Raw genomic sequence first — 25,248 nt, 5'->3', positions numbered from 1 at the left:
CATGCGTCCCGTTGCTTCCTTCCGTCCGCCGCCAACGTTCAGCGCGTTGCAGAGCGGCACGTCGTCGCAGGCGACCAAGCCGGCAGGGCTCGAGCAACAGGGATCCAACCAAGCCTTTTCACTGCTTGACCCCAACTCCACGCCGTCCAGCTCCACCGACTCTTCATTCGGTGAGATGGGCAACCTGTTGATGAATCAAGTCAAAGGCGTCAACTCCATGCAGAACCAAGCCGACTCCATGGTTCACTCCATGTTGACCGGCGGCGATGTCAATGAAGCCGAAGTCCTGACCTCCGTTCAAAAAGCGGATTTGGCCTTCCGCATGCTGATGCAAATCCGCAACAAGCTGATGGACGCCTACCGAGAAATCCAACAAGTTCAGATCTGACTAACCTTCTATGCTTCAAAACGCTCTCGATCAATTTCGAAGCATCTATTCCACGATGCCCGTCCCCTCGCGAATCATCGCGGGGCTGCTGCTGACGGCAATCATCGTGGCAATGGGGTTCTTGGTGCGTGGCAGCTCGACTCCCACCAGCGAATACTTGCTGGGCGGCCGCAGCTTCAGCGAACGCGATTTGGATGCGGCCGAAGTCGCCTTTGGAAACGCGGACCTGCGAGGCTGGACCCGCGAAGGTCGCCGGATCAAAATCCCAATCGAATCACGCAGTGAATTCTTGAAGGCCTTGGAAAGCTCCGCTTCGCTCCCGCTGTCATTGAGAACCAGCGTCCAAGCCGCGATCGAGAAAGCCAGTCCGTTTGAATCGAATGAACAACGGGTGGCGCGGGAACTGAACGCCAAACTGCTCGACATCGCTCGCAGCATCATGATGTTCAACGACATCCGCACAGCGAGAGTGGAATATGACCAAGGCGAACGCATGGGACTTTCACGTGCCCGGACTCAATCCGCCAGCGTGACCATCGAACCCGAAGGCATCCAACCGCTGCCCCGAGCTCGCGTGATGCAAATCAAGGACCTGGTCCAAGCCTCGTTTGCTGGTATGTCCATTGATGATGTCGTGGTCACAGACACCAATGGCTCCTCGTCCTTCGACTTGGCCGATGACGACGACCCGCTGTCTCGAAAACGTCGCGAAGAAGAAGAGCGGTTCGAAATGAAGATCCGCAACCACTTGATGGGTTACGGAAAGATCCACGTGGCAACGCACGTCGAAATCGATCCGACGATGAGCACCGAAAAAGCAAGCTTGAGCTACGCGGATCAACCCACGACCCTCAACGAAACCTCTCGCAAACGCGAAACGGAATCTTCGCGTCCCACCCCCGGTGGAGTCCCCGGCGCCCAAACGAATGCCTTGAGCAGCAACCGACCTGTCAAACTCGACGCCACCGCTCAAACATCCAAAACGAAAGAAGACGAGCGAACCAGCAACCGGGTTGCCGGACAAGAGTACTCCACGACTCGGATGGCTGGCTTGCCTGTCAAACGCGTCAAGGTTTCGATTGGCTTGCCGCAAAGCTATTACAAGAAAGTGTGGACCAAGCAACAGCTCGAAGCCAACCCAGACCAAACCGTGGACGAGATCAAGCCTTTAGAAACCGCAGACCTGGTCGCCCTCAAAGAACAAACCGAAACCGAAATTCAACAAGCCGTCACGGCCTTGCTACCCGATGTGGCGGCAGGCGAAGACCGGTTCCCGTTGGTCCAAGTCTGGGACTACATCGATTTGCCCGAACCCTCCTTGGAGGCGCCCGCCACCGCCACGATTGCTCTGTCTTGGCTGTCGGATTCATGGCAAACCTTGGCCATGCTGGGTTTGGCTGCCGCCGCACTCTTGATCGCTCGCAGCAGCGTGAAGTCACTCAGCGGCAATGCCGACCCCACCGACTTCCAAGAAGGATTCGGCTTGGAACTGCCAGCCCCTCCGATCACGGTGGAGGAACAAGCGGACAAGGTCGAGGCGATGGAGATCACCGGGGGCTCTCTCAAAGACGAACTGGTCGCCTTGGTGGAGGACAATCCCGAAGTTGCTGCCAACGTGATTCGCAGTTGGGTCGGCGAAGCAGCCTGAGCGAACGCCCAAACGGCTCCGATCGTTGTTCCCGATCATTCCTGCCCACCTGCTCAACACTCAGTGCCCACAGCTGGCACAACCGCAGCCTGCTGGTGAGACAGGGCCGCAGCTTCCGGTCGCACAGTTGCCCGTTTGGCAGCCACCGGTTCGGCATCCCAAGCAATCGCAAGTGCCCAACACGTGAGGGCTCTTGTTGCGACAACGGTTGCGAGTTTCTTCGGCGTACCCAGCCCAGATCCCTGAGTACGAAGGTCGGCTGCGGAAGTATTCCAGCATCGAGCTTGGCGGTGGCAACGTGGGAGCACGGTGCGGACGACACTCGCTCAGTCCAACGTTGCATCCGGATTGACAACCTTCCACAATCTCGCCGCAGGTGTTGCAGCCTTTGCTGCCCAAACCTTTGAGTTTGCCACCCAGTCCACACGACTTGCAGGATTGGCAACCGGGTTCGACCAACTCGCCGCAGGAGTCACATCCGCCGCCAAGTCGCTTGGCCCATTTGAACTTTGGCCCACAAGTCTTGCAGGCAGGTTTCTGGCAGGGCCCCGCTGAATCGCAGCCGCCGCAATCAATCGATCCGGGCGTCACCGCATAGGGATTCACCGTCGCAACGGGTTGCGAAGGAAACAGTTCCGCGGGTGAGGGCACGTGCTGAACTTGCAGCGATGGTTCCGAGGCATTGTTGAGCACCAACGATTCTCCTGCGGCATGATCCGCAGAAGCCTCCTGGGTCCAAGCTCCCAACAGGGAGTCCAGGTCCGCGTGAGCATGGGTGGTGACCAAAGAAATGGTCATCACACAAAAGAAAGTGAAGAGCGAACGTGACATGGAAAATCCCTTGGAACTGGAAACCAATCAAACCGGCTGGCTTCGTTGAGATCGGCATTCCCCCCGGTCGCACGTCGAACGTTTTTTTAGATCTCGCGCAGCCCTCACATTCGTTTCAAACTGATTAGGATCGACACTCCCAAGAACGGGCGGCAAATTTCGCTTGTTTGCTCGTTGACGGTCCGCTCCGGTTTCGCAAAGCTTGGTAACATCCGTCCATGGTCTCCTCTTCATCTTTCTTCAAAAAACCGAATGACCGCACTGGATAAACAACGCCGCAAGAAGCTCCAAGCTGTCGTTGACAAGGACTATTCCTACCGCTCGTACTACGACGACGACATCGAAGTCAAAGGGACGGGACGGTGTGGATTCGGCGTCTACGCGGCTCGCCAATTCCAACCCGGCGAATTGGTGTTTGAAGTCACCGGACAGTTGATTCACAAAAAGCACTACGTGGGCAGTGAATATGTGATGGACCTGGACAAAGACTGGTACCTCGAACCCAGCACACCAGGTGCCTTCATGAATCACTCGTGCAGTCCCAACTGTGAATTGGTGCAGCTGACCAATTACTCGCTGGGCGTCGTCGCGATCTGCAACATCGAAGCCGAAACCGAAATCACCTTCGACTATGCCTGGGAAGCCTTCGACTGGAATCCCAAGTGTCAGTGCGGTGCCCGCAATTGTCGCGGCTGGGTTGTCTCCGAAGAGGAAGTCAAAAAGATGAAGCGTCTGGCCAAAGGACGCAAGAAAAAACCTCGCTGATCCAGCGCATCGCCAAACCGAGGCTCACGGCAAAGCTGCCCCGCAATCGGAATTGCGATGATGGCGGCTGGATTCACACGGCAAAGGGGTTAATCTTGGCATTCGCTTCCTTTGCTATGCCGCCTCTGACTCTCCCGCCGTGTCACTGATTTACCTCGATTTCAATCGCACCACACCGATGGCTCCCTCGGTGATCGAGGCCATGCAGCCGTATTGGTCGACACACTTCATGCTGCCGACCCAATCGCATGTTCATGCCTCGGCCGTCAGCGAAGCGATCGAAGGGGCTCGCGAATCCGTCGCCTTTCTGATCGGCTGCGAACCCTTTGAATTGGTGTTCACCAGCGGCGGAACCGAAGCGAACAACCTCGGAATCCTCGGTGCGGCAGATTTTGACCACACCATGGATCCGCTCGACGGTCCTCCCCACGTGTTGATCAGCAACGTTGAGCACGATGCCGTCATGCAGGCGGGCTTGCAACTGGGGCGTCTCGGTTGGGACGTCGAACTGGTCCCCTGCGACGCGCAAGGCCTGGTCAGTGCGGATGAATTTGAAAAACGTTTCCGCGAATCCACCCAGATGGTCTGCCTGCAATTGGCCAACCATGTGCTCGGCACCCTGCAACCCATTCGTGAATTGGCGGACCGCTGCCACAACCGGGGCATCCGAATTCACTGCGATGCCACCACCGCGGTTGGCAAGGTTCCGGTCGATGTGACGCAGCTTCGCGTCGACTCATTGGCACTCAGCGCTCACAAAATGTATGGCCCCAAAGGCGTTGGCGCCCTGTTTGTCCGCCGCGGCCTCGAACTCAAACCCATTTTATTCGGCGAGAGCCGCGAAATGGGACTGCGAGCTGGCAGTGAAAACGTCCCCGGCATTGTCGGCTTTGGCTCCGCCGCTTCGATGGCAGGCCGATGTGTCGACGAAGCCTACCCGACCCTCGCGGAACTGCGTCAGCGGCTGATCGATGGCCTGCGCAGCAACCTGGGTGAGCGAGTGAAGGTCCTGGCGGAGCACGTCGACGGCTTGCCAAACACCGTCACCGTTCAAATGCCGGCGGAAGCCAAACGGATTCAAAAAGCTGCTCGCCATCTGGTTGCGGGCTTGGCTCAGTCAGAATCACCGCCTGACGAGATGACCCGTGTGCTCCAAGCGATTGGCTGCAGTGAAAAAGAGGTCGGCCGGGCGATTCGCGTCTCCGTGGGCTGGACGACCAGCCGCGAACAAATTGACCGAGCCGTGAACCTGCTGGCGGAAGCCACGGACTACCCGTCCCCTTAAGGGGGTCGTGCCGTTTTCAAGTGCCGTGCTTGCAACCTCTTGCGAACCCCGCCCGCGCAGGAGGTCGTGCAGTTTTGAAGGACCGTGTTGCCAAGCGTTTATTACCCCCCTCCCTTGGGACGTTCGAAAAATAAATGGTGGCGGGCGTCTGGGTATCGCCCCGGATGGGGCCGTCGTGCTTAGCTCGGGGCGGAAGCCCCGAGAGACCGTTGCCGGAAAACAAACGGTCGCCCCGGATGGGGCCGTCGTGGGAGTTGGGGCGTCCCTCGCTCACGCGTCGGGTTGTGATGGGTGGTTGTTGCAGAAACCCGCCAAAACGCAGCACCAAAAAACGGCACGACCTCGAAACGGGAGGGGTCGGAAAGCGAGCGTTCAGCGAGATTTCCGGGGGAGGGCAGTGCGCGCCGCTTCCCATGCTGGGCCCCCTCCCTCTCGTACGCCTGAACGGCGTCGTTCGACCTCCCCCCAAAACTTCGTTTCGGGAGAGGTGCGGCAGGTGGAACTCCGCCGAAACGATCTGCCCTGGGACATCACCAGCAGCCACGCCCACGACGTAGCGCGGCAACGAAAACGGCTCGCATCCAAAACTGAATGCGAGCCGTTTGTGTTTTCAAAATCCACTGAATGGTGAGTCACCCTCCAGTGAACGATGGACTAGCGATCACTGACCACAGTTGGTGCAACCAGCACCGGTTTGCATGACGGGAGCAGCAGGAGCTGCTTCGTAGCTAACAGGTGCAGCAGCAGCTGATCCGCAAGACGTGCAACCAGCACCGGCGGAAACGCCAGCACCGTAAGCAGCCGACGAGCTGTAGACAGGAACTTGAACAGTCGTTGGGACTTGTTGACAAACCTGAACTTGAACTTCCTTCATTGTTTGCACAGGAACGCAAACGCTGTAGGTTTCTGGCACTTCTTCGGTGACAGTGTCATAGACAGTCACGTTGTAAGTACGAGTACGAGTTTCAGGAGTGTTCACGGTGTAAGCAACTTCGCGGGTGCGTTGTTGAGTTTCCATGCGGGTCTTGTTGACCGTACGGGTACGTTCTTCGCTGGTCATGGTCGTTTGAGGAACCATGCGGGTGCGAGTTTCCATGCGAGTCTTGGTCACAGGAATCGAACGAGTGCGAGTTTCCAAACGAGTCTTCGTCACTGGAATCGACTTGGTGCGAGTTTCAGTGCGATAGTTCGTGACGGTGTAGTCGCGAGTACGCTCTTCTTGACGGCACTTTTGAACCGTGATCGTACGGCTGCGTTCTTCGGTCGTCATCGTGGTGTAAGGAACCGTACGTGTACGGGATTCAACACGAGTCTTGGTGACAGGAACCGTACGAGTACGAGTTTCGGTCTTCATGGTCGTCACAGGGATTTCGCGGGTGCGAGTTTCCAAGCGAGTCTTTTGAACAGGCACTTCGCGAGTTTTCGTTTCGGTGCGGTACTTGGTGACGGTGTAGTCACGAGTACGTTGTTCTTGACGGCACTTTTGAACCTGAACGGTACGAGTGCGAGTTTCAGTTTGGTACTTGGTCACGTTGACCATACGCTCACGAGTTTCGGTACGGAGCTTGGTGACAGGCACCGTACGCGATTGAGTTTGCGTGGTGTACGAAGTCGTCGTGTAGGTGTAAGGAACCTGTTGTGTTTGACGTTGGTACGAGGTGGTTGGAACTTCTTCCGTCACCAAGTTTGGAACGTAAACGCGACGATACGAAACGGTTGGTCCGCATGCCGATCCAGCTGAAGCAGCACCGCCACCGACAACGCCACATCCGCCAGCACAAGCCGACGAACCGCATCCGCCACCGCAGCTGCTGGTGCAAGCTGAGCAAGAGCCGCAGCTGCTTGCACATCCGCCACCACAAGCCGACGAACCACAACCTGAACCAGCTGCGTAGACGCCAGCACCGCTACCGTAAGCGGCTGCACCGCCGGAAACGACGGCTTGGCATTGGTAGCTGCCCAAGTCTTTCGTCACGGTACGCATGCTGGTCACGGGGACGCATTTGGTAACGGTACGGAAAGCAGTCTTGGTTTCTTGAACAGGAACGCGAACCGTGTAGGTTTGCTCAACGTTTTCGGTGTAAGGAACGTTAACCGTGTAGGTCTGAGCAACTTGCTCCGTCACTGGAACGCTGACCGTGTAAGGCTGTTCAACGGTTTCCGTGTAAGGAACGTTGACCGTGTAGGTCTGCGTCTGGGTTTCGGTGTAAGGAACCTGAACCGTGTAGGTCTGGGTCAATGTTTCGGTGTAAGGAACGCAAACTTGGTAAGTCTGGGTTTGCGTGCTCGTGACAGGAACTTGAACCGTGTAGCTTTGCTCCACTTCTTCGGTGTAAGGAACCGACACTTGGTAGGTTTCTTCACGCGTTTGCTGAACAGGAACTTGAACCGTGTAGGTTTGCTCTTGTTGCTCGGTGTAAGGAACGTTGACGGTGTAGGTTTGCGTCTTGGTCTCGGTGTAAGGGACCTGAACCGTGTAGCTTTGCTCAAGCTGCTCGGTGTAGGGAACGCAAACTTGGTACGACTGTTCCATGTTTTCGGTGTAAGGAACCGACACTTGGTAAGACTGCTCGACTTCAGTCGTGACAGGAACTTGAACCGAGTAGGTTTCTTCTTCGGTGTAAGGAACAGCGACTTGAACGTCGTAGGTTTCCGTACGGGTTTGAGTTTGCGGCACGTTGACCGTGTACTCTTGTTCGCGGCTTTCAACGCGAGCAACTTGCTTGGTCACGCTACGCATGCGAGTTTGCGTTTGACGTTGGTACGTGGTGGATGGAACCATCCGAGTCTCAGTCACGTACTGAGAACGCATTACCGTCTGCGTTTGATAGGAAACGGTTGGGCCACAAGCACCCGCGTTCCCGTAGCTGGCGCCGGCATAGCCGCCGCCCATGACTGTGGCACCACCGCCATCGGAGACGCATCCGCCGCCGCTAGCACATCCACCACAATCTCCGCATCCTGCGTAGACATTCACTGCGAGCAACATTGCTGCTGTGAGTCCAAGAACCATCCGTAATACGTTCGATCTCATCAAAAACCTCCAAAAACGCTCACAGCCTGTGAGGCAACAGAAGAAACACGGGTAAGCTTTAACGGCTGCGTACTCTGGGCAACAATGCCCGCTACCCCAAAATGTAGGTACCAGGTAAGCAGTGTCAACAATGCGGTCAATCAATCGGACCGATTAAAGCTTAGTTTTTGTTCAGTCGTCCCAGAAACACGAACGTTCCGGGATCGATGCAGTGAGAGTAAGCGTGAAACTGACAGCAAACGCGCACTCCGATCGAAAATTTCGCAAAACTCTCTCAACCCCTCATCTACCCCGCCGATTTCCTGCACGCGAAGAATTCGCGTTCGCACCTGCCGATTGATTCCTGCGTAGAATGCAGGTGGGAAATGAAACCCACAGGAATTCTGCAAAAATTCCCGGGATGTGGTTCCCAAACCGGGCGTGAAAGACGACGTTACAGGAACACTGTTCGCACGACCCAGCCAACGGTCAAGATTGAAACGGGGGGAGGTAGGATCATGCCAAAGGTCATCTGTGTCGGCGCCCCAAGCTCGCCTCCGGATCGATCCTCGCTGCCAGAAGCGTTGCTGTCTCAGGACACATCCGCCGAAGGTACGCACGCACCATCCATCGAATGGGTGTTTTGCGAGTCAATCGTCGACGCATTCCCATTGCTCGAGGAGGAAGATGTCGCCGGGATTTGGATGGATCGAACCAGCCTTCCCCAGACATCCGAAATTCGTGGCATGATGCAGAGCGGGTTGATGCTCCGCGACATGCCCGAAGGTGTCGCGCTGCTGGACGCTGATCTGCGCGTGATCTGGGCCAATCATCGCCTGTTGCAATGGGCGGGACGCCCCGCCGGCACGCCACTCGGGATGACGTTCTACGAATTGCTGCACAACCCCGAGATCATGGGGCCGGATTTCTGCCCCTTCCACACCGCCTTGGCCACCGGGGACGAAAGCAGCTCCACGCTCCACAGCATGGACAACCAGTATTTCCAGGTCCACGCCGCGCCGATTCGCTCCGCGGAATCTCCCCGCAACTTGATCGTCACCGTCGGCGAGATCACCGACGAGATCCTGCAGCAACAAAAGCTGGCGGCGATTCACCAAGCCGGCCGGGAACTCGCTGACCTGCGACCCAACGAAATCTTCATGATGGAGGTCGATGACCGAATCGATCTCCTGAAAGACAACATCCAGCACTACCTCCGCGATCTGCTGAATTTCGAAGTCATCGAGATTCGAGTGCTCGAGCAAACCACCGGCGACCTGATCCCACTGCTCAGCGTCGGGATCGACGAAGAAGCCTCCGACCGTCGCCTTTCCGCTCACCCGCGAGAAAACGGCATCACCGGGTACGTTGCCGCCAGCGGTGTCAGTTACGTCTGTCACGACGTTCAAAACGACCCGCTCTTCATCCCCGGTGTCGCCGACGCACGCAGCTCCCTGACGGTCCCTCTGGTCCTGCACGACCAGGTGCTGGGGACAATCAACGTCGAAAGCCCCGACGTGGCAGCCTTCAGCGACAGCGATCTGCAGTTCCTGGAGATCTTCGCTCGCGACATCGCGTTTGCCCTGAACACACTCGAGCTTCTGGTCGCTCAAAAGGCCAACACCGCTCAACAAAGCTGCGATGCGATTCACAGCGCCGTCGCCCTGCCAGTCGATGCGATCCTCAACGATGCCGTCCACGTGATGGAAGGCTACATCGGGCACAGCCCCGAAGTGATGAATCGCCTCCGCCGGATCCTGCAAAATTCCCGCGACATCAAACGGACGATCCAGCAAATCGGTCAAAAGATGACGCCGCTGGAAGCCGTTCCTGCGGACGAGAAGCTGGACCAAAACGCGATCCTCCGCGCCCGCCGGATCTTGGTCGTCGACGAGGACGAACAAGTTCGCGAAGACGCCCACCAGTTGCTCGAACGCTACGGCTGTGTCGTTGAAACCGCCCACGAAGGTGACGAAGCGGTTTTGATGGTCCGCCGAAGTGCGGGCGACGACAGCTACGACGCGATCATCAGCGACATCAAACTGCCCGACTACAGCGGCTACCAATTGATGCTGCGTCTTGAAAAAGTCATGACGCACGTGCCAATGATCCTGATGACCGGGTTCGGGTACGACCCCGGACACTCAATCGTGAAAGCCAAGCAAAATGGCTTGCATCCCAAGGCGGTCCTGTTCAAACCGTTCCGCCTGGATCAACTGATCGATGTCTTGAAAACCGTGATCGAAGCCAACCCCAACGTGCAGCATCCTCCCGGCGCATCACCCGATGGCAATCCTCCCAGCGACGAGGACCCTGACGCTGCCCGAACCGCATCCGGCGGAACGAAGAACTCCATCTGCTGAGTTCTGCTTGCGAACACGGAGTGACCGGTCTGCACTGGACGCCTCTGTACTGGACGCCTCTGCACTGGAAGCCGCTGCGTGCGAACGCCGAATCATCCCCCCCCCCTCGAAAACAAACGGCTTGGTGAATTCACCAAGCCGTTTTGCGTTTCCATGAGTTTTGGAGCGAGCCCTCTTTGTCCGTTCCCGCTGGCACCCAGATCAGGCAGGCAGCGGGGCAGCTTCGGCCAGCTCAGCCAGTTTCTCCGCACCGACGCGATCGCAGAAAGTCCCGAGCGATTCCCCCTCTTCGCGGTTGGCTTTGAACGCCGCGAAAATCCCGGTCAACTCCGCGGTGACCTCGGAATCGGGCACTTGGTCTTTGTAGATGTAAGCCAAGCGATTGCCCAACCATCCCCCGCCGGCGAACAACGTGTATTTGCCAACCGAGCGACCGACCAGGGCCAAATCGGCGTTGTAGGGACGCGCACAGCCATTGGGGCAACCGGTCATCCGAATGGTGAACCGTTCGTTGCTGAGTCCCAACTTGGCCAACGGCTCTTCGATGGAATCAATGATGCTCGGCAAACGACGTTCCGATTCCGTGATGGCCAAACCGCAGGTCGGCAGCGCAACACAGGCGATCGACCAGCGACGAACCGTGCTGGTTTCCTCCGTCGTGCGAAGACCGTGTGACTTCAAGATCTCAATCAGCTCTTCCTTCTCGGCAGGATCGATGTCGCAGAAGATCATGCTCTGATGGCTGGTCAAACGAATCTCGCGATTGAAACGAGCGCAGACGGCTCGAATCGCTGCTTTGACTTGAACTTGCTCGTTGTCGTACAGACGACCGTTTTCAATGTTCAGGCCGTAGGACAATTTGCCATCGCCCTGTTCCTGCCATCCCATGTGGTCGTCGAACTCGTGCACATCATCTTCGGTGCAATCGGCGAGTGGGCCACCGAACACTTTCTCGACCTCGGTGCGGAATTTCTCGACGCCCCAATCTGCGATCAAGTACTTCAAACGAGCCACCTTTCGGTCGCTGCGGTTGCCGTTGTCACGCTGCACGATGACAACCGCCTTGGCCACCTCCACGGCTTGCTCAGGCGTCACAAACGCCATGCGTTTGCCGAGTGCAGGGAAGGTTTTCTTCGCACTCGGGGTGCGGCCCATGCCGCCGCCGACCGAAACGTTGTAACCGATGATTTTGCCATCCCGAACCACCGCCAAGTACCCAAGGTCCTGGGTGTAGATGTCGATGCAATTGTCTTCCGGCAGGGCGATGCCGATTTTGAATTTCCGCGGCAAGTAGGTCGGACCGTACAACGGTTCATCAATCACCGGAGCGTTCGACGAATCAGGTTCGCCGCCGCCCGCCAAAGTTTTCTCACCGGTGTCGGGATCCGTCAGCCACAACTCGTGGTAGGCCGGCGTCTGCGGTGCCAGGGCGACGGTCAGCTGATCCGTGAAGACATTGAGCTGATCGTGGATCCCGCCCACGCGTTTGGCCGGACAGCACATGATGTTTCGGTTGACATCGCCGCAAGCCGCCAGCGTGGAGAGCTCGACGTCATTGATTCGTCGAATTGTCTCCCGGAGATCCCCCTTCAAAATGCCGTGCAATTGCAGCGTTTGACGAGTGGTGATTTTCAACGTGGAATCACCCAGCTCATCACACATGTCCAAGTGCGCGACCAACTGTGACGAACTCATGCGACCGCCAGGAATCCGGCAACGGACCATCATCGTGTAAGCTTTCCCGCCACCGGCCTTCTTCAGCTCGGCACGTTTGTCACGATCGTCTTGTTGATAAGACCCGTGGAACTTCAACAGCTGGATGTTCGAATTGTCGAAGTGATCAACAGGGTCCGCCAACTCTTGATCGATCGAGCCCTTCAGGAAACGACTTTCTTCTTTGATCTTTTCGACCGGGCTGAGCTTGATGGGTTTCTCGGGCGCGGTGGTCGGTGCAGCATTCGTTTCGGAAGCGTCGGTAGACATCGAGTCAAAAATCCTGTGTGATTTGCGTCGGTCGGTGGACCGAAGATTCGTACTCGACTCTTTATACCGACAATTCCAATTTTTCACCACGTCGACCTCTCGCGTCGACTTACGCCAACTCAAGGCCCGAGGATGCCCGCAACGCGACTGGACGGCAAGAAAATTGCCGCGGAAATTCGCAGCGAAGTTGCTGCTGACGTCGAAACGTTCGTTTCAGGCGGGAATCCACCTCCTCAATTGGCGGCCGTGCTGGTGGGAGAAGACCCCGCCAGCCAGGTTTATGTGCGAAACAAGGAACGCGCCTGTGAAAAAGCGGGGATCGCCAGCCGCCTGGACCGAATGCCCGCCGCGACCACCGAAGCCGAATTGCTGGCCAAAGTGGCCGAACTGAATGCCGACCCGGCTGTCAGCGGCATCTTGGTCCAACTTCCTCTGCCGGCCAAAGCGGCCGGTGGCACAGGAATCGACGAGCGAGCCGTCCTGGACGCGATCGATCCAATCAAAGATGTCGACGCATTCTCCCCCGTCAACGTGGGCCTGCTCATGCAGGGCCGACCGCGTTTTCTTCCCTGCACCCCGCACGGCATCATTCAACTGCTGCATCGCACAGGGATCGAAACCAGCGGGAAACACGTCGTCGTGGTCGGACGCAGTGACATCGTCGGGAAGCCGATGGCCATGATGCTGGCACAAAAAGACAGCACCTGTGGCCCCGCCGTCGCCAACGCCACGGTCACCCTTGCTCACAGCCGCACCAAAAACCTCACCGAAATCTGCCGCCAAGCGGACATTTTGATCGCCGCGGTCGGGCGCCCAGAAATGATCCGGGGCGACATGATCCAACCGGGCGCCGTTGTGATCGATGTCGGGATCAATCGTGTGGGCGACAAATTGGTCGGCGACGTCGCCTTTGCAGAAGCAGAATCCGTGGCCTCCGCGATCACGCCGGTCCCGGGCGGGGTGGGACCGCTCACGATCGCGATGCTGCTGCACAACACGTTGATGGCCGCAAAACTGCAAGCGGCCAAGTAGCGAACCTGCCCCGTGACGAGCTCGTGCCGTTTCCAATCGCCGTGCTCGTAACGTCGTGAGACCCCCGCCCGACGAAGGAGCTCGTGCAGTTTTCTGGCGCTGGGTTTTGGCGGGTTTCTGCAGCAACCACCAATCACAACCCGAAGCGTGAGCGAGGGACGCCCCCAACTCCCACGACGGCTCCATCCGGGGCGACCGTTTGTTTTCCGGCATCGGTCTCTCGGGGCTTCCGCCCCGGGCTAAGCATGACGGCCCCATCCGGGGCGATACCCAGACGCCCGCCACCATTTATTTTTCGAACGTCCCAAGGGAGGGTGATCATAAACGCTTGGCAACACGTTACTTAAAAACTGCACGACCTCTGCAGCGGGAGGGGTCGGAAAGCGAGCGTTCAGCGAGATTTCCGGGGGAGGGCGGTGCTGGACCGCGAAAGGCTTGGTGTTGTGGAGCGTATTCGTTTGCGCAAGTTTTCATCCCGGTAGGGATGTCAGATGGTAGCCGTCGGTAAGCGATAGCGCCACCGATGGACACGCCCCCCACGCCACCACTCTCCATCCCGCCGTGGCCATTGGCCACGGCGGGATGGAGAGTTTTATGGAAGCTCGTTTTCCGGGGGTACGCTGCGACGCAGCGACCCCCGGCTACCATCTGAAATCCCTACCGGGATGAAGAAAGACAGAAGCCGGAAGAAAAATTGCATTCGCTATCGGAACGCCAAGGGCAAACATTTCGCAGCCCAGGGCAGTGCGAGCCACTTCCCATGCTAGGCCCTCACCCTCGCGTACGCCTGAACGGCGTCACTCGCCCCCCAACTTCGATTTGGGAGAGGTTCAGTAGGCAGAAACCCACTGAAAAGCGGGATCGATCGACTCACAAACTCTAGCGAGCGGAGGTGAGTGATTCGCCAGAGCTGACGATTGATTCGTGGAACATCCGCAACTCTTTCTCGAGTTGCTGGTTGCTGCGATAAAGCTTGACCAATCGCTGACGGGTTTCCTTGAGCTGGCTGGCCAAGTTGGCGTTGTAGGCTTCCAAGGACTTGCGTTCGACTTCGGTTTGCTCGAAATCTTGCTCCAACTTCAGCTTCTCACCTTGAGCTGCCGCGGTCATCGTCACGGTCGCATCGATTGCCCGTTGAAGCACTTCGTTCTCGTAAGTCAGCTCTTGAGTTCGCGTGCTCAATTCCGCCAAACGCAGCCGAATTCGTCGCAAAACAAAGCGATAATCGTTCAAAGGCCGAATGTAATAGGTGTCGATCAGGCGAGCGACACCTTCATCGATCAACGCATCCGCAGCTTCCTCTTTGACGACCAACAGATCGTCTTTGGAGAATTTGACCTTGCCAGAATCACCCTGCTGCAGCCGACTGTCGACCGCACGTCCGCTGCCGTCAAAGAATCCACCATCCAAAGCACCGCGTTGGTCGGGGCTGTCGACGACGATCTCATGATTCTTGATGAACTCGATTTTGACCCATTTGCTCAATGGTTCGTCATCGGGCAAAGACCGTGTTCCGTCGCGGAGGTACTCGGCTCGCGACTGCTCTGAAATCTGGTTGCTGAGCAAACGGCTGACCAATTCGTCGTCGATTCGGCCAAACACATTGTTGTCGTCTTCGACACTGCCCTCCGCCACAAAGGGCTCGTGCCCATCAAGCGGCAGCAATTCGTAAACGGACCAACTGACCGCTTGGCGGCTTTCGATGGCCTGACGCTGCTGCGGCAACAGGGGAGCGGTCGGCTGCAACGTCACCTGAGTCGGTGAGGTCGCCGTCACTCGGTATTCGCCCAGATAGAAAATCGGAACGGGAACATTCAAATTGGGTTGTGGGCCTTCGGCGAACCCGTAGACGACCAAGCCATCTGGAATCAGTGGCAAAGGAGCCAGTGCGGCTTCGCCTTCGTCCGCTTCCTCGGGTGGCAGCCCATCAACGGGAACTTCCTGTTGGGGGGCAGACAAGACAATTTGGCCACCATTGTTGAAATCGGCATTGGCGAGACGCAGTCCACGCCACCGCCGACCAGCTTCGGTGCCCAACTTGGCCAATTTCTGGGCCATTGGCAGGACACCTTCGCCCGACAACGGGTCATTGGGATTGCCATACCGCAATTCCAATTGCTCCGCCTCGACCGAGGCCAGCCTGGACTCGAGCTCCTCTTTGACTTTGTGCCATTCAGAACGACTTTTCAGCGCTCCAGCCACGGGGAAGACGAAAATCACAGCCAAAATCGTCGTGATGACGACGGGAGTGATCTGGTACCACCGCCAATGAGGCGCCGCTTTCCAGACCAAAATGGCCTGGGCGATGACGACAACTATCAGAACGAGAAGAAGTACGTACTGCATCAGAGCAATTGATTGAGAAGCGGCAGAACTACCAAAGAGGGATCCTTGACGGGCTAGCTTAATCCAGTCCAACGCCAGCTTGGAGAATTTTCATCAACTTTTCCGTTCCGGTCGTCCGTGTCGATTCCCGTGACCATCCGATCGGTACAACCGGAACATCCCTCACGACGGGGCGCGGATTGAAGCGGTTCGAGCGGTTTGCACCGACTTGCCGGTCAAGCCGATCGGCCAGATCGTCCGAAATGATCCTGTGAACACGTCCGTATCGAACGCGAGACGTGTGTCGAACATCCAGGTCTCGGAAGGCGATCGATCGTGACGATGCGAAAAACACTGTCCATTTGGCTACTAACCGGATCCGTTCTCTTGCCAGCGGCGATGGGGTGCAACCGCCCTCACTATCGCAAACAGGCAGACAACGAAGCCTACGCGTTGATGGACGAGAAAGCCTCCCACGTGTCACGCCCGGTCAACGCGCCCTTGCGGATCGAACTGGACCGACGCAGCCGGATGTACAACCCATTTGACCTCGACTTCCAACCGATGCCGCTGGATGACCCGGCCTCGAATCGGTACATGCAGTGCGTGGATGGCCGACGCGGCTACCCGATGTGGGAAGCCAATGGACTGACCAACGCCGCCGAAAGTCCAGACTGGTGGCAGTTCCTTCCGCTCAATGACGACGGGATCCTCGAACTCAACTCAGAGAACGCGGTCAAAATCGCCCTGCTGCACTCCCCTGATTACCAACGTCAGATGGAACAGCTGTATCTGTCCGCACTGGATGTCTCGAGCCAGCGGTTTCAGTTCGACACCCAATACTTCGCCGGTGCCGGGGCTTCGTTCAGCCAGAATGATCGACGCTTCGGAGCCTTCCGTGATTCCGATTCCGTCACCAGCGTTGGCGGGGACGCGGCCCTGCGTCGGCAATTCGCGACGGGTGCCAACCTGCTGGTGAACTTTGCCAACGAGATTGTCTGGAACCTGAATGGTCCCGACACGGCGACGACGTCCACGGTACTCGACTTCACCTTGTTGCAACCCTTGCTACGAGGTGCGGGTCGCGATCGCATCATGGAACTGTTGACGTTGTCGGAACGTCGGCTGCTTGCCAACGTTCGCAACTTCGAACGATTCCGTCGCGGTTTCTACTTGGAAATCGTCACGGGACGCAACAACGACAGCAGCGTCAGTCGCTCCGGCGGTACGTTCTCCGCCAACACGGGTGCCTTCACCGGGTTTGATTCTGGCTTCGCCAATCTGGGCGGCGGTGGAGGGACCGGCGTGCCACAGGCCGGTGGGTTCATCGGTCTGCTTCAAGACCAACTGCAAATCCGCAACCTGGAAGAGAACATCGCTCGCCTCGGCGAGAACCTGGTCATTCTCGACAACACGCTGATCGAATTGCTGACCACCATTCCCGATGACCCTGAAGCCATCATTCGCCAGCGACTGCAAATCGCGCAAGCACGATCCGCTCTGCTGAGCTCGCAAAGCTCCTTGGTTTCGCGTCGCGTTGGCTACCAAAACTCGGTCGACTCCTTCCTGCGTGACCTTGGATTGCCACCTTACATCTGTGTCGAAATCAACGACCCGATGCTGGAACGTTTCGAACTGATCGACCGAACCCTGCGAAGTCGCCGTGAAGAACTGATTGATGTCCGCTTGGCAGTGGGCGAGATCAACATCGGATTGTTGGAATCCAGCGAAACGACGATCAACGAAGAGACCGGACTGCCGGAAACCAAACTCCAGTGGGACGAAACCACGATTCGCTTGATCGAACAACTTCGATCCTCGGTCGAACCGTTGTCGAAATTCACGGGTGATTTGATCGCCGAAGACTTGCCCCGCGTGGAAGCCGATCTCAAGCAGTTGGCGGAGCTCATTCCGGAACGTCGCAGCCAAACCGATTCATTGCTGGAACTGTACCGCGAAGAACAAGCCACCGTGTGTTCGTTGCTGGGAATCGAAACCGTTGACGAATCCATCTTCGACCTCGAACCCGTGCTCGAACTCGGCGAAGAACTGGAATCGCAGTTCAATGAAATCGCCAGTCGTCTGGATGCCTACAAGGCGGCGGTGGATCAACTCAATGACCAAATCGATGTGTTCCTGCAAACCGGACCACGATCCGAGAACAGCGTTGAAATCGCTGTTCAAGTTCGCAATGAAGTGATTCTGGCCAGCCAAGACTTGCTGGCGAACCTGGGCGAAGACGTCCTGGCGTTGCAGTTGATTCAAGCCCGCTCGCGAGTGGAATCGCTGCTGCTTCCCGAAGTCGAAATCAACCCTGCCGAAGCACTCCAGATCGCTCGCGTGAACCGTCGTGACTGGGCCAATGCTCGGGCAGCCCTGGTGGACACGTTCCGCCGAATTGAATTCTTTGCCGACGATCTTGAAAGCGACTTGGACCTGGTCGTCTCCGGCGGTGTCAGTCAATCCGCGGTGACCGATCTTCCCAACAATGACAACACCAGCCTCCGGCTTGGGCTTCGTTGGGACGCCCCAATCACTCGCTTGCAAGAACGCAACACCTACCGGCAAGCCTTGATTGAATACGAGCAAGCCAAACGGTCGTACTACAACTTCGAAGACAGCGTGTGGCAAGGTCTGCGTTCCAGCATTCGCCAACTGCAAGCCAACCGGATCAACTTTGAACTGGGACGCCAATCCGTCCGGATCGCAGCCAACCAATTGGAACTCAACGAAGACATTCGATCCTTCCGAGATGCCCGCGGCTTGAACAGCGGCCCGACCGCCGCTCGCGATACGATCTCGGCACTGGGTGACTTGCTGGATTCACAAAACTCGTTGCTGAACATCTTTGTGAACTTCGAAGTCGTTCGCCGTGGTCTCGACTTGGATCTCGGAACCATGGAACTGACGTCCGACGGACTCTGGATTGATCCAGGCCCAATCGAGCCGGAATTCCTGCTGGGTCTGGTGGGCACGTCCGAAGGAGGCCTGATCGACTGCGGCGTCACAACCTCCAACGCGTTGTGCCCCACTCCTGATTGCGGCATGCCGTTGAAAGAGCAACCCAAAGAACCCATCTTTGGATTCTGATTCAACGCCCCGCGGGTCGCATCCGGCTCGAGCCTGTGGTCTTTGCAACCGGCAACGGTTGCAAAGACACGGCGTCACTCACGTTGTTGGCCAAAGCAACGCGTGAACCCAAAGCGACTCTGTTAAGCAGGTCAGCTGGAATGATCGGGCACAACCATGTGAGCCGTTTGGGCGTTCGCCCCGGTTGCGCGTGAAAACCGTGGCTAACGCCAACGGCTCACATACCCGATGACACCTGCGTGCCTGCTTAGCGGTGCGGCGCAAGCCGCCCGGTGAGAAACCGGAGGGCTCGCGTCCTCCCGCGACGTCACTTGTTGTTCACGTGGTTCGATCTCACTTTGCCGGCCCGCTCACTTGACCGGTTCGGCAAACAGTTCGGGATACTTTTCGGCGAGTTGCTGTCGCAGTTTGGGACGTGCCTTCAAAGCGGATCCCATCTTCCGAACCATCTTGGGATTGTCCATGCCGCCCATTTCATGATCGGTCGGCATGATCTCGCTGTCCCAAGCGGCAAGCTCAGAGGGACGCACATGGTCGCGGTAGAACGCACCGGTGGTGAACGGCGTTGGAACAAACGAGCCGACCAAGCTCATGTCCAACTCGGGTTCAATCTGGCCTTCCATCCCGAGCGCCCACAAACACGCATTTGCAAAGCAACGACGCGTGTCTTCATCGAGCAAGTCTTCCGACGCGCCGAACGAGAAGTAAGCCACGCGGGCATCTTTCTTGTCGCCTGATGGCGCGACGTAGTGATCGCGAGTCCAACCGGCCGACACCTTGGGCTTGTCCGTGTTGACGTCGTCACTCGGCTCAAACGTTTTCAAGACCTGAACTTCAACCAACGGCGTGGCTCCCGTCGGCGGCTGAGACTTGTACGCTCCGCTGTAACCATGCATCGTGCCGACTCCGGTCATGATGGGATGTTCCTTGGCTGAATCCAACGCCGTGATCCGGCTGCTTGAACTGTGATTGCCGCCATAGTGACTTTGCCCGCGTTGCGCATGCCAGGTGTTGCCAAAGACCTGCTCGCCCAAACCGCCCAGGTAATCGTCACCGCTGTAGTTGAAGTTGAGCTTCGACCACTTGCCCTTTTGGCCGTTGAAGCAGTGAGTCGAGGTCCGCGCGCCCACGACCGGACCACCTCGCTCAAAGTAATCCACCAACAGGTCGACTTGATCGTCGGGCAGCTTCATGAACCGGGTGAAGAAAAACAGCAGGTCCGCATCCTTGAGGGCTTCCATTCCGGGGACGGGTGCGTCCCCCGCTTTGATCTCGCCGTCCTCGTCGATTCCAAACAACACGGTGCAGCGAAAGCCGTGATGCTTGGCCAGAATTTTCGCGAGCAGTGGGCAGGCTTGCTCGGATCGGTATTCGTGATCGTTGGCGATGAACACGATGTGCTTGCCTTTTCCGATTCCTTCCTCGCCTTCGTAAACCAACGGCGCGTAATCGGAATCCGCTGCCAAACTGGCAACCGGAAAAGTGACGAGAGACAGCAAAGCCAGAGAGAGCCAAGTCTTCATAGATTCAGTGTGTGATCGAGGTGGGATGAATGGGAGGTGTCGTTCACCATCACGCGGCAGCCCGATTTCAAACCCAAGCCAACACGTCACGAACAACTGGTGACTATGAATTTAGTCCATCTTCACCTCGATCGCGTGACGATCTGTCCCGCTTTCTTCAAAACCATCCAAGATCCGATCCCATGTCGCAATTCCATCGACTTGTGACGCAACGGCACGTGCCCCTCTGGAAGCATGATGAATGCGGAAACGGTGAACTGAACGGAGGTAGAACTGAACGGAGGTAGAACAGGGCCGACCTGGAAGAGGGCCTGGTTTGTACGGGACACGAAGAACGGAAGGGCCAAGCAGGCCGGAGCTTTCTATAGACCCGAAGGAACGATGAACGGCCGAGACGCAGAAAATCCACCGACCCTTCCAGTCTTCACATGATGCCTTCGCCCACACGACTGGTACCTGCGTTGCCGCTCGCGAGTACAATGCGGCGTCGGATTCCCACCCCATCCTCCTCCCAACCGATCAGCGCCATGACGTCGAACTCCATGCGAGCATCCTGTCGATTCCGCGGTCCTTCCCCGCAATTTTCGTTGGCTTCCTTTCTTCTTGTTTCGTGCACTCTTGCTTGTCTTCCGCTCTCACAAGCCATCGCAAACGATCGCCCCAATGTGGTGATCGTGATGGCCGATGATCTCGGGTATGGCGACATTGGTTGCTACGGAGCCAAGGGTCTGGAAACGCCGAACATCGATCGCATGGCATCCGAGGGTTGCCAATTCACCAGCGGCTATTGCTCGGCATCCACCTGCACCCCGACCCGGTATTCGTTCCTCACTGGCACCTACGCGTTTCGCGTTCCCGGAACCGGGATCGCGCCACCGAACAGCCCCGCGTTGATTCCCGCTGGAACCACGACAACGGCCAGCCTGCTGCAAGACGCCGGCTACAAAACTGCCGTCATCGGCAAATGGCACCTGGGCTTGGGCGAAAAGAACGAAGGCCCAGATTGGAATGGTGATCTGAAACCAGGACCTTTGGAGATCGGCTTCGATCACTGCATCTTGCTTCCGACCACCAACGACCGCGTGCCACAGGTCTACGTGAACAACCACAACGTCGAAAACCTGGATCCGGCCGATCCACTGTGGGTTGGCAACAAGAAACCCTCCCAAGACCACCCCACGGGAATCACCCATCGCGACACGCTGAAGATGGATTGGACGCACGGTCACAACTCCACGATTCACAACGGCATCAGCCGCATTGGGTTCTACACCGGAGGCCACGCCGCTCGATTCCGCGACGAAGACTTGTCGGATCGCTGGGTGGCAGAATCCAAACGCTGGATCAGCGAACACAAAGACGAACCGTTCTTCCTGTTCTTTGCCTCACACGATCTGCACGTGCCTCGAGTGGTGCATGAACGCTTTCAGGGCAGCACCGCACTGGGACCTCGTGGCGACGCCATCGCGGAACTGGATTGGTGCGTGGGCGAGCTGATGAAGTCGCTTGAAGAAAACGGACTGACCGAAAAAACCTTGCTCGTGTTCTGCAGCGACAACGGGCCTGTGTTGGACGATGGCTACAAAGACGATGCCAATGAAAAACTTGGCGACCATGATCCCAATGGCCCCTATCAAGGCGGCAAGTACACGGTTTACGAAGGCGGCACGCGAACGCCATTCATCACCCGGATGCCCGGCACCATTCCCGTCGGTGTCAGCGACGAACTGGTTTGCACCATCGACTTTGCGGCCAGTCTCGCGGCGATGGTCGGGCAAGAGCTTCCCAACGACGCTTGCCTGGACAGCCAAAACGTCCTCGGTGCGTTGATGAATCAGTCCGGTGCCTCCGGTCGCGAACACTTGGTCCAACAAGACAACGGAAAAATCGGCAACTACGGCTACCGCGTCGGCAATTGGAAACTCGTTCGACACGACCAAAAGAAGTCATACAACTTCGACCTGTCGATGACGCGAAAACCAGTCCCCCAATTCGCTCTTCACAACCTTGAGTCAGATCCAGCCGAACAGAACGATTTGAGTGACAGCGAACCCGAACGAGCGAAGCAAATGCAGCAGGAACTTCAAAAGCTCCTCGACGCCGGCCGCAGTCGCTAAGCAACAACAGCCAGTTGCTTGAGTCGTTAACGACGTATCAACGCCTGTAGGATGGGCACTCTTGCCCGTCGGAGTGGAAACCCAAAGCGTCACGGCTTGTTGATGGAATCCCTCACTCACCCTTCGCGTTTCCCCAAAACAATCAAAAAAGCCGCTCACTAGAATCATCCGGTGAGCGGCTTTCTTTGTGGTTCCAACTCAATCGCGTTTGCAAATCATGCCGTCGCGAGCTTGGACTCTTCGCTTGCAATCATCTGTCGCAGGATCTCGTCCAGCGACACGCGAATGTCCCAGTCCGGGTAATCACGTCGCAGTTTGCTCAAGTCGCTGATGTAACAAATGTGATCGCCTTTGCGATTGTCATCGCCCAGCGTCCACTTCACTTTGTGCCCCGAGATGTCCTCAATCTTCTGAATGCATTCCAGCACGCTGGCCGCGTTGTCGCGTCCGCCACCGATGTTGTAAACCTCGCCTGGACGGGGGTTCTTCGAGAACGCTTCGAAGGCTTTGACCACATCGCTGCATTCGATTTGGTCGCGAACTTGTTTGCCTTTGTATCCAAAGATCGTGTAGGGCTTGCCCGTCACGGCCACGTGAACGAGATAGCTCAAGAACCCGTGCAACTCGACGCCGCTGTGGCTGGCCCCGGTCAAACAACCGCCGCGGAAGATACCGGTCTTCAACCCGAAGTACTTGCCGTACTCCTGAGCCAACACATCCGCCGCGGTCTTGGACGCACCGAACAAAGAGTGCATGGTTTGGTCGATGCGGCACGACTCAGAAATGCCAGCGTGGTCTTCTTCGCGAGCGTATTCCCAGCGGGTTTCCAATTCGTCCAGCGGCAACTCGTTGGGTGCATCCCCGTAAACCTTGTTCGTGCTCATGTGGCAGAACACCGCTTCGGGTGCATGCTGACGAGTTCCCTCGAGCAGATTCAATGTTCCGTTGGCGTTGACTTCGAAATCCAAGAATGGAATCGCGGCGGCTTTGTCGTGCGATGGCTGGGCCGCACAGTGGATCACCAAATCTGGGGGCTCGTTCTGAAACAAATCCAGCACCCCCTCGCGGTCGCGAATGTCCAGCGAGACGGTTCGAAAATTCGATGTTTCCTGTTCCAGTCGCGACTGGTTCCACTTGGTGCTGCCATCCGGGCCGAAGAAAGTGGCGCGCATGTCGTTGTCGATGCCGATGACTTCGTCACCCAAGGCGTCCCAATGCCGCACGGCGGCCGAGCCGATCAGCCCACTGGAACCTGTCACAATCACACGCATAGCACGTCAAACCTACCTAAAAACCAACATCAAAAGAAAACGGCCGTCCGATTGTAATTCGCAATCGAAACACCAAAACCGCCATCCTTTTTTTTCACCCCAACGCCTGCCACACACAGTCGCTGGTCCCAGTGAAGGCGGTTTGGTCGCCCGCAGAGCCCTTTTCGCCAGTCTTTTCGGGGAGGATCAGGCAGCCTGCTTCACAGCCGCGGGAGCTTCGGCCGGAGTGTTCGGGCGAATCAGCCGAGTCATCTCTAAAATTTCCGCGATCGCGAGGGCTTGCTCGGCAGCCGTTTGCGTCAGATCCAAAAACAACACGCGTTTGCCGCGAATTTCGCACCAGGTGCTGCCGGCCCCCTCCAATGGTTCGCCGCGGATTTCAAATCCGTTCTGGCGTGCGATGCGGGTCATCCGTTTCAGACGATCCAGCACGTTTTCCTCGTTAAACCGGTTCATTTCCATGTCGTTGCACTCGCTGGAGACGGGCTTTTCGCCTGCGTGATTGAGGGCGATCAAGTCACCGGGGCAAACAAGCCGTGGAGGGTAAGGTTTGCGGGCCGGATAGCAGGGATTTATCAACCGTGTGGGTTGTTCCGATAGATCAAACAACCCGTCCCCTCCCGTCCCCTCCCGCCCGGACCAACCGAGCGAGCCGATAGGGCGTTGGCCCCGGTCTGCCACCCCTCTCCAAGGGTTGGCCTTCCAGCCGCTAGCGGATGGGACTCGTCACGACGCTACCAACACGCTGTTCCTGTTCGGATTCCAAAGTCAGCTATGTCGCACCAAGCCTCCTCCGCCCAATCGACTCACGCCGCCTCCGAATCCCCATCCAGTGCGGCCACCGCCAATGAGCTCACGGTGCTGCGGGAACAGGTCAAGCGATTGCAGAACCTGGCGACACTCGGCGAGTTGACCGGTACGGCCACTCACGAATTCAACAACGTGCTGATGACCGTCATCAACTACGCCAAACTAGGACTGCGGAACGAAGACAAAGCCAGCCGCGACAAAGCACTGACGAAAATCTTGGAAGCCTCCGAGCGTGCCGCTCAAATCACCAACACGATCTTGGCCCAGGCCCGCAACCGCAGCGACGCGATGGGACCAGTCGACTTGAGCGGATTGGTTCGGGAAACCTTGGTGCTGATGCAACGCGAAATGCAAAAGTACCGAATCAGCATCGAAACCGACCTCCCCGAAACGGCGACGGTTCATGCCAGCGGGAACCAAATCCAACGCCTGCTTCTCAACCTGCTGACCAATTCGCGACAAGCCATCGGCGAATGCGGCACGCTCTGGATTCGGGTCGCCTCGTGCGAAACCGGCCCGGATGGGAACGGCTACGTTGAACTGACAGTTCGCGATTCAGGCAAGGGCATCCCCGAGGACGTTCTGCCCAAGATCTTTGATCCGTACTTCTCCACCAAAGCCGGTCCCGATGAAACGGGAAAGGGCGGCACAGGGTTGGGCTTGGCCGCCTGCAAAGAAATCATCGACGAACACAAAGGACGTGTTCGAGTCGAAAGCTCGGTCGGCCGTGGCACCGCCTTCATCATCCGCCTGCCAATCAGCGCCTCCCAACGGGCCGCCGCCTGAAAAAGGTGTCAGGTACCT

The 25,248-nt window shown here is 57.4% G+C and carries 16 protein-coding genes; 9 read left to right on the top strand and 7 right to left on the bottom strand.

The genetic code is table 11. From position 1 onward, the window contains the following. Position 1: 1 nt before the first annotated feature. The gene (gene fliE / locus PSR62_RS08670; protein WP_274407382.1) at positions 2 to 388 is read left to right on the top strand and encodes a flagellar hook-basal body complex protein FliE; all 387 of its coding nucleotides are present in this window, start codon (positions 2 to 4) and stop codon (positions 386 to 388) included. A gap of 10 nt (positions 389 to 398) precedes the next feature. Then, positions 399 to 2,036, top strand: a complete 1,638-nt coding sequence (locus PSR62_RS08665) for a flagellar M-ring protein FliF C-terminal domain-containing protein (RefSeq protein ID WP_274407381.1) — start codon at positions 399 to 401, stop codon at positions 2,034 to 2,036. A gap of 60 nt (positions 2,037 to 2,096) precedes the next feature. On the opposite strand, the gene PSR62_RS08660 is transcribed toward PSR62_RS08665, so the two are convergent. After that, entirely contained in the window at positions 2,097 to 2,867 is a 771-nt protein-coding gene (locus PSR62_RS08660) for a hypothetical protein (protein WP_274407380.1), read from the bottom strand. Between the two features lie 252 nt (positions 2,868 to 3,119). Between PSR62_RS08660 and PSR62_RS08655 the strand changes: the two genes are divergently transcribed. Beyond that, entirely contained in the window at positions 3,120 to 3,632 is a 513-nt protein-coding gene (locus PSR62_RS08655) for an SET domain-containing protein (protein ID WP_274407379.1), read from the top strand. Positions 3,633 to 3,771: 139 nt separating this feature from the next. Beyond that, the gene (locus tag PSR62_RS08650; RefSeq protein WP_274407378.1) at positions 3,772 to 4,917 is read left to right on the top strand and encodes a cysteine desulfurase family protein; all 1,146 of its coding nucleotides are present in this window, start codon (positions 3,772 to 3,774) and stop codon (positions 4,915 to 4,917) included. Positions 4,918 to 5,578: 661 nt separating this feature from the next. Here PSR62_RS08650 and PSR62_RS08645 read toward each other — a convergent pair. Beyond that, on the bottom strand, positions 5,579 to 7,930 hold the full coding sequence (locus PSR62_RS08645; RefSeq protein ID WP_274408191.1) for a hypothetical protein: 2,352 nt from the start codon (positions 7,928 to 7,930) through the stop codon (positions 5,579 to 5,581). A gap of 518 nt (positions 7,931 to 8,448) precedes the next feature. On the opposite strand from PSR62_RS08645, the gene PSR62_RS08640 reads away from it, so the two are divergent. After that, positions 8,449 to 10,293, top strand: a complete 1,845-nt coding sequence (locus PSR62_RS08640; RefSeq protein ID WP_274407377.1) for a response regulator — start codon at positions 8,449 to 8,451, stop codon at positions 10,291 to 10,293. A gap of 201 nt (positions 10,294 to 10,494) precedes the next feature. Here PSR62_RS08640 and PSR62_RS08635 read toward each other — a convergent pair whose 3' ends face one another. Beyond that, the gene (locus PSR62_RS08635; protein ID WP_274407376.1) at positions 10,495 to 12,276 is read right to left on the bottom strand and encodes an NADPH-dependent assimilatory sulfite reductase hemoprotein subunit; all 1,782 of its coding nucleotides are present in this window, start codon (positions 12,274 to 12,276) and stop codon (positions 10,495 to 10,497) included. 132 nt (positions 12,277 to 12,408) lie between these two features. On the opposite strand from PSR62_RS08635, the gene folD reads away from it, so the two are divergent. Continuing rightward, on the top strand, positions 12,409 to 13,308 hold the full coding sequence (gene folD / locus PSR62_RS08630; protein ID WP_274407375.1) for a bifunctional methylenetetrahydrofolate dehydrogenase/methenyltetrahydrofolate cyclohydrolase FolD: 900 nt from the start codon (positions 12,409 to 12,411) through the stop codon (positions 13,306 to 13,308). Positions 13,309 to 14,187: 879 nt separating this feature from the next. Here the strand turns inward: folD and PSR62_RS08625 are convergent. Then, positions 14,188 to 15,654, bottom strand: a complete 1,467-nt coding sequence (locus PSR62_RS08625; RefSeq protein WP_274407374.1) for a hypothetical protein — start codon at positions 15,652 to 15,654, stop codon at positions 14,188 to 14,190. Between the two features lie 321 nt (positions 15,655 to 15,975). Here PSR62_RS08625 and PSR62_RS08620 point away from each other — a divergent pair, with 321 nt between their 5' ends. Continuing rightward, complete coding sequence (locus PSR62_RS08620) at positions 15,976 to 18,723, top strand: hypothetical protein (RefSeq protein ID WP_274407373.1); 2,748 nt, start codon at positions 15,976 to 15,978, stop codon at positions 18,721 to 18,723. Positions 18,724 to 19,073: 350 nt separating this feature from the next. On the opposite strand, the gene PSR62_RS08615 is transcribed toward PSR62_RS08620, so the two are convergent. Continuing rightward, complete coding sequence (locus tag PSR62_RS08615; protein ID WP_274407372.1) at positions 19,074 to 20,246, bottom strand: ThuA domain-containing protein; 1,173 nt, start codon at positions 20,244 to 20,246, stop codon at positions 19,074 to 19,076. 677 nt (positions 20,247 to 20,923) lie between these two features. Between PSR62_RS08615 and PSR62_RS08610 the strand changes: the two genes are divergently transcribed. After that, positions 20,924 to 22,363: a sulfatase family protein gene (locus tag PSR62_RS08610; RefSeq protein WP_443217410.1), complete on the top strand. Its 1,440-nt coding sequence runs from the start codon at positions 20,924 to 20,926 to the stop codon at positions 22,361 to 22,363. Between the two features lie 215 nt (positions 22,364 to 22,578). On the opposite strand, the gene PSR62_RS08605 is transcribed toward PSR62_RS08610, so the two are convergent. Both PSR62_RS08605 and PSR62_RS08600 read right to left on the bottom strand, forming a co-directional pair. Then, positions 22,579 to 23,634, bottom strand: coding sequence for an NAD-dependent epimerase/dehydratase family protein (locus PSR62_RS08605; protein WP_274407370.1), 1,056 nt, complete (start codon positions 23,632 to 23,634; stop codon positions 22,579 to 22,581). Positions 23,635 to 23,820: 186 nt separating this feature from the next. Then, positions 23,821 to 24,090 carry a hypothetical protein gene (locus tag PSR62_RS08600; RefSeq protein WP_274407369.1) on the bottom strand — a complete coding sequence of 90 codons (270 nt, stop codon included), beginning with the start codon at positions 24,088 to 24,090 and terminating at the stop codon, positions 23,821 to 23,823. 318 nt (positions 24,091 to 24,408) lie between these two features. Here PSR62_RS08600 and PSR62_RS08595 point away from each other — a divergent pair, with 318 nt between their 5' ends. Further along, positions 24,409 to 25,230: a sensor histidine kinase gene (locus PSR62_RS08595; protein ID WP_274407367.1), complete on the top strand. Its 822-nt coding sequence runs from the start codon at positions 24,409 to 24,411 to the stop codon at positions 25,228 to 25,230. Positions 25,231 to 25,248 lie beyond the last annotated feature (18 nt).

Source organism: Rhodopirellula sp. P2 (assembly GCF_028768465.1).
Lineage (GTDB): Bacteria > Planctomycetota > Planctomycetia > Pirellulales > Pirellulaceae > Rhodopirellula.
This window is presented reverse-complemented; position numbering and strand designations above follow the sequence as displayed.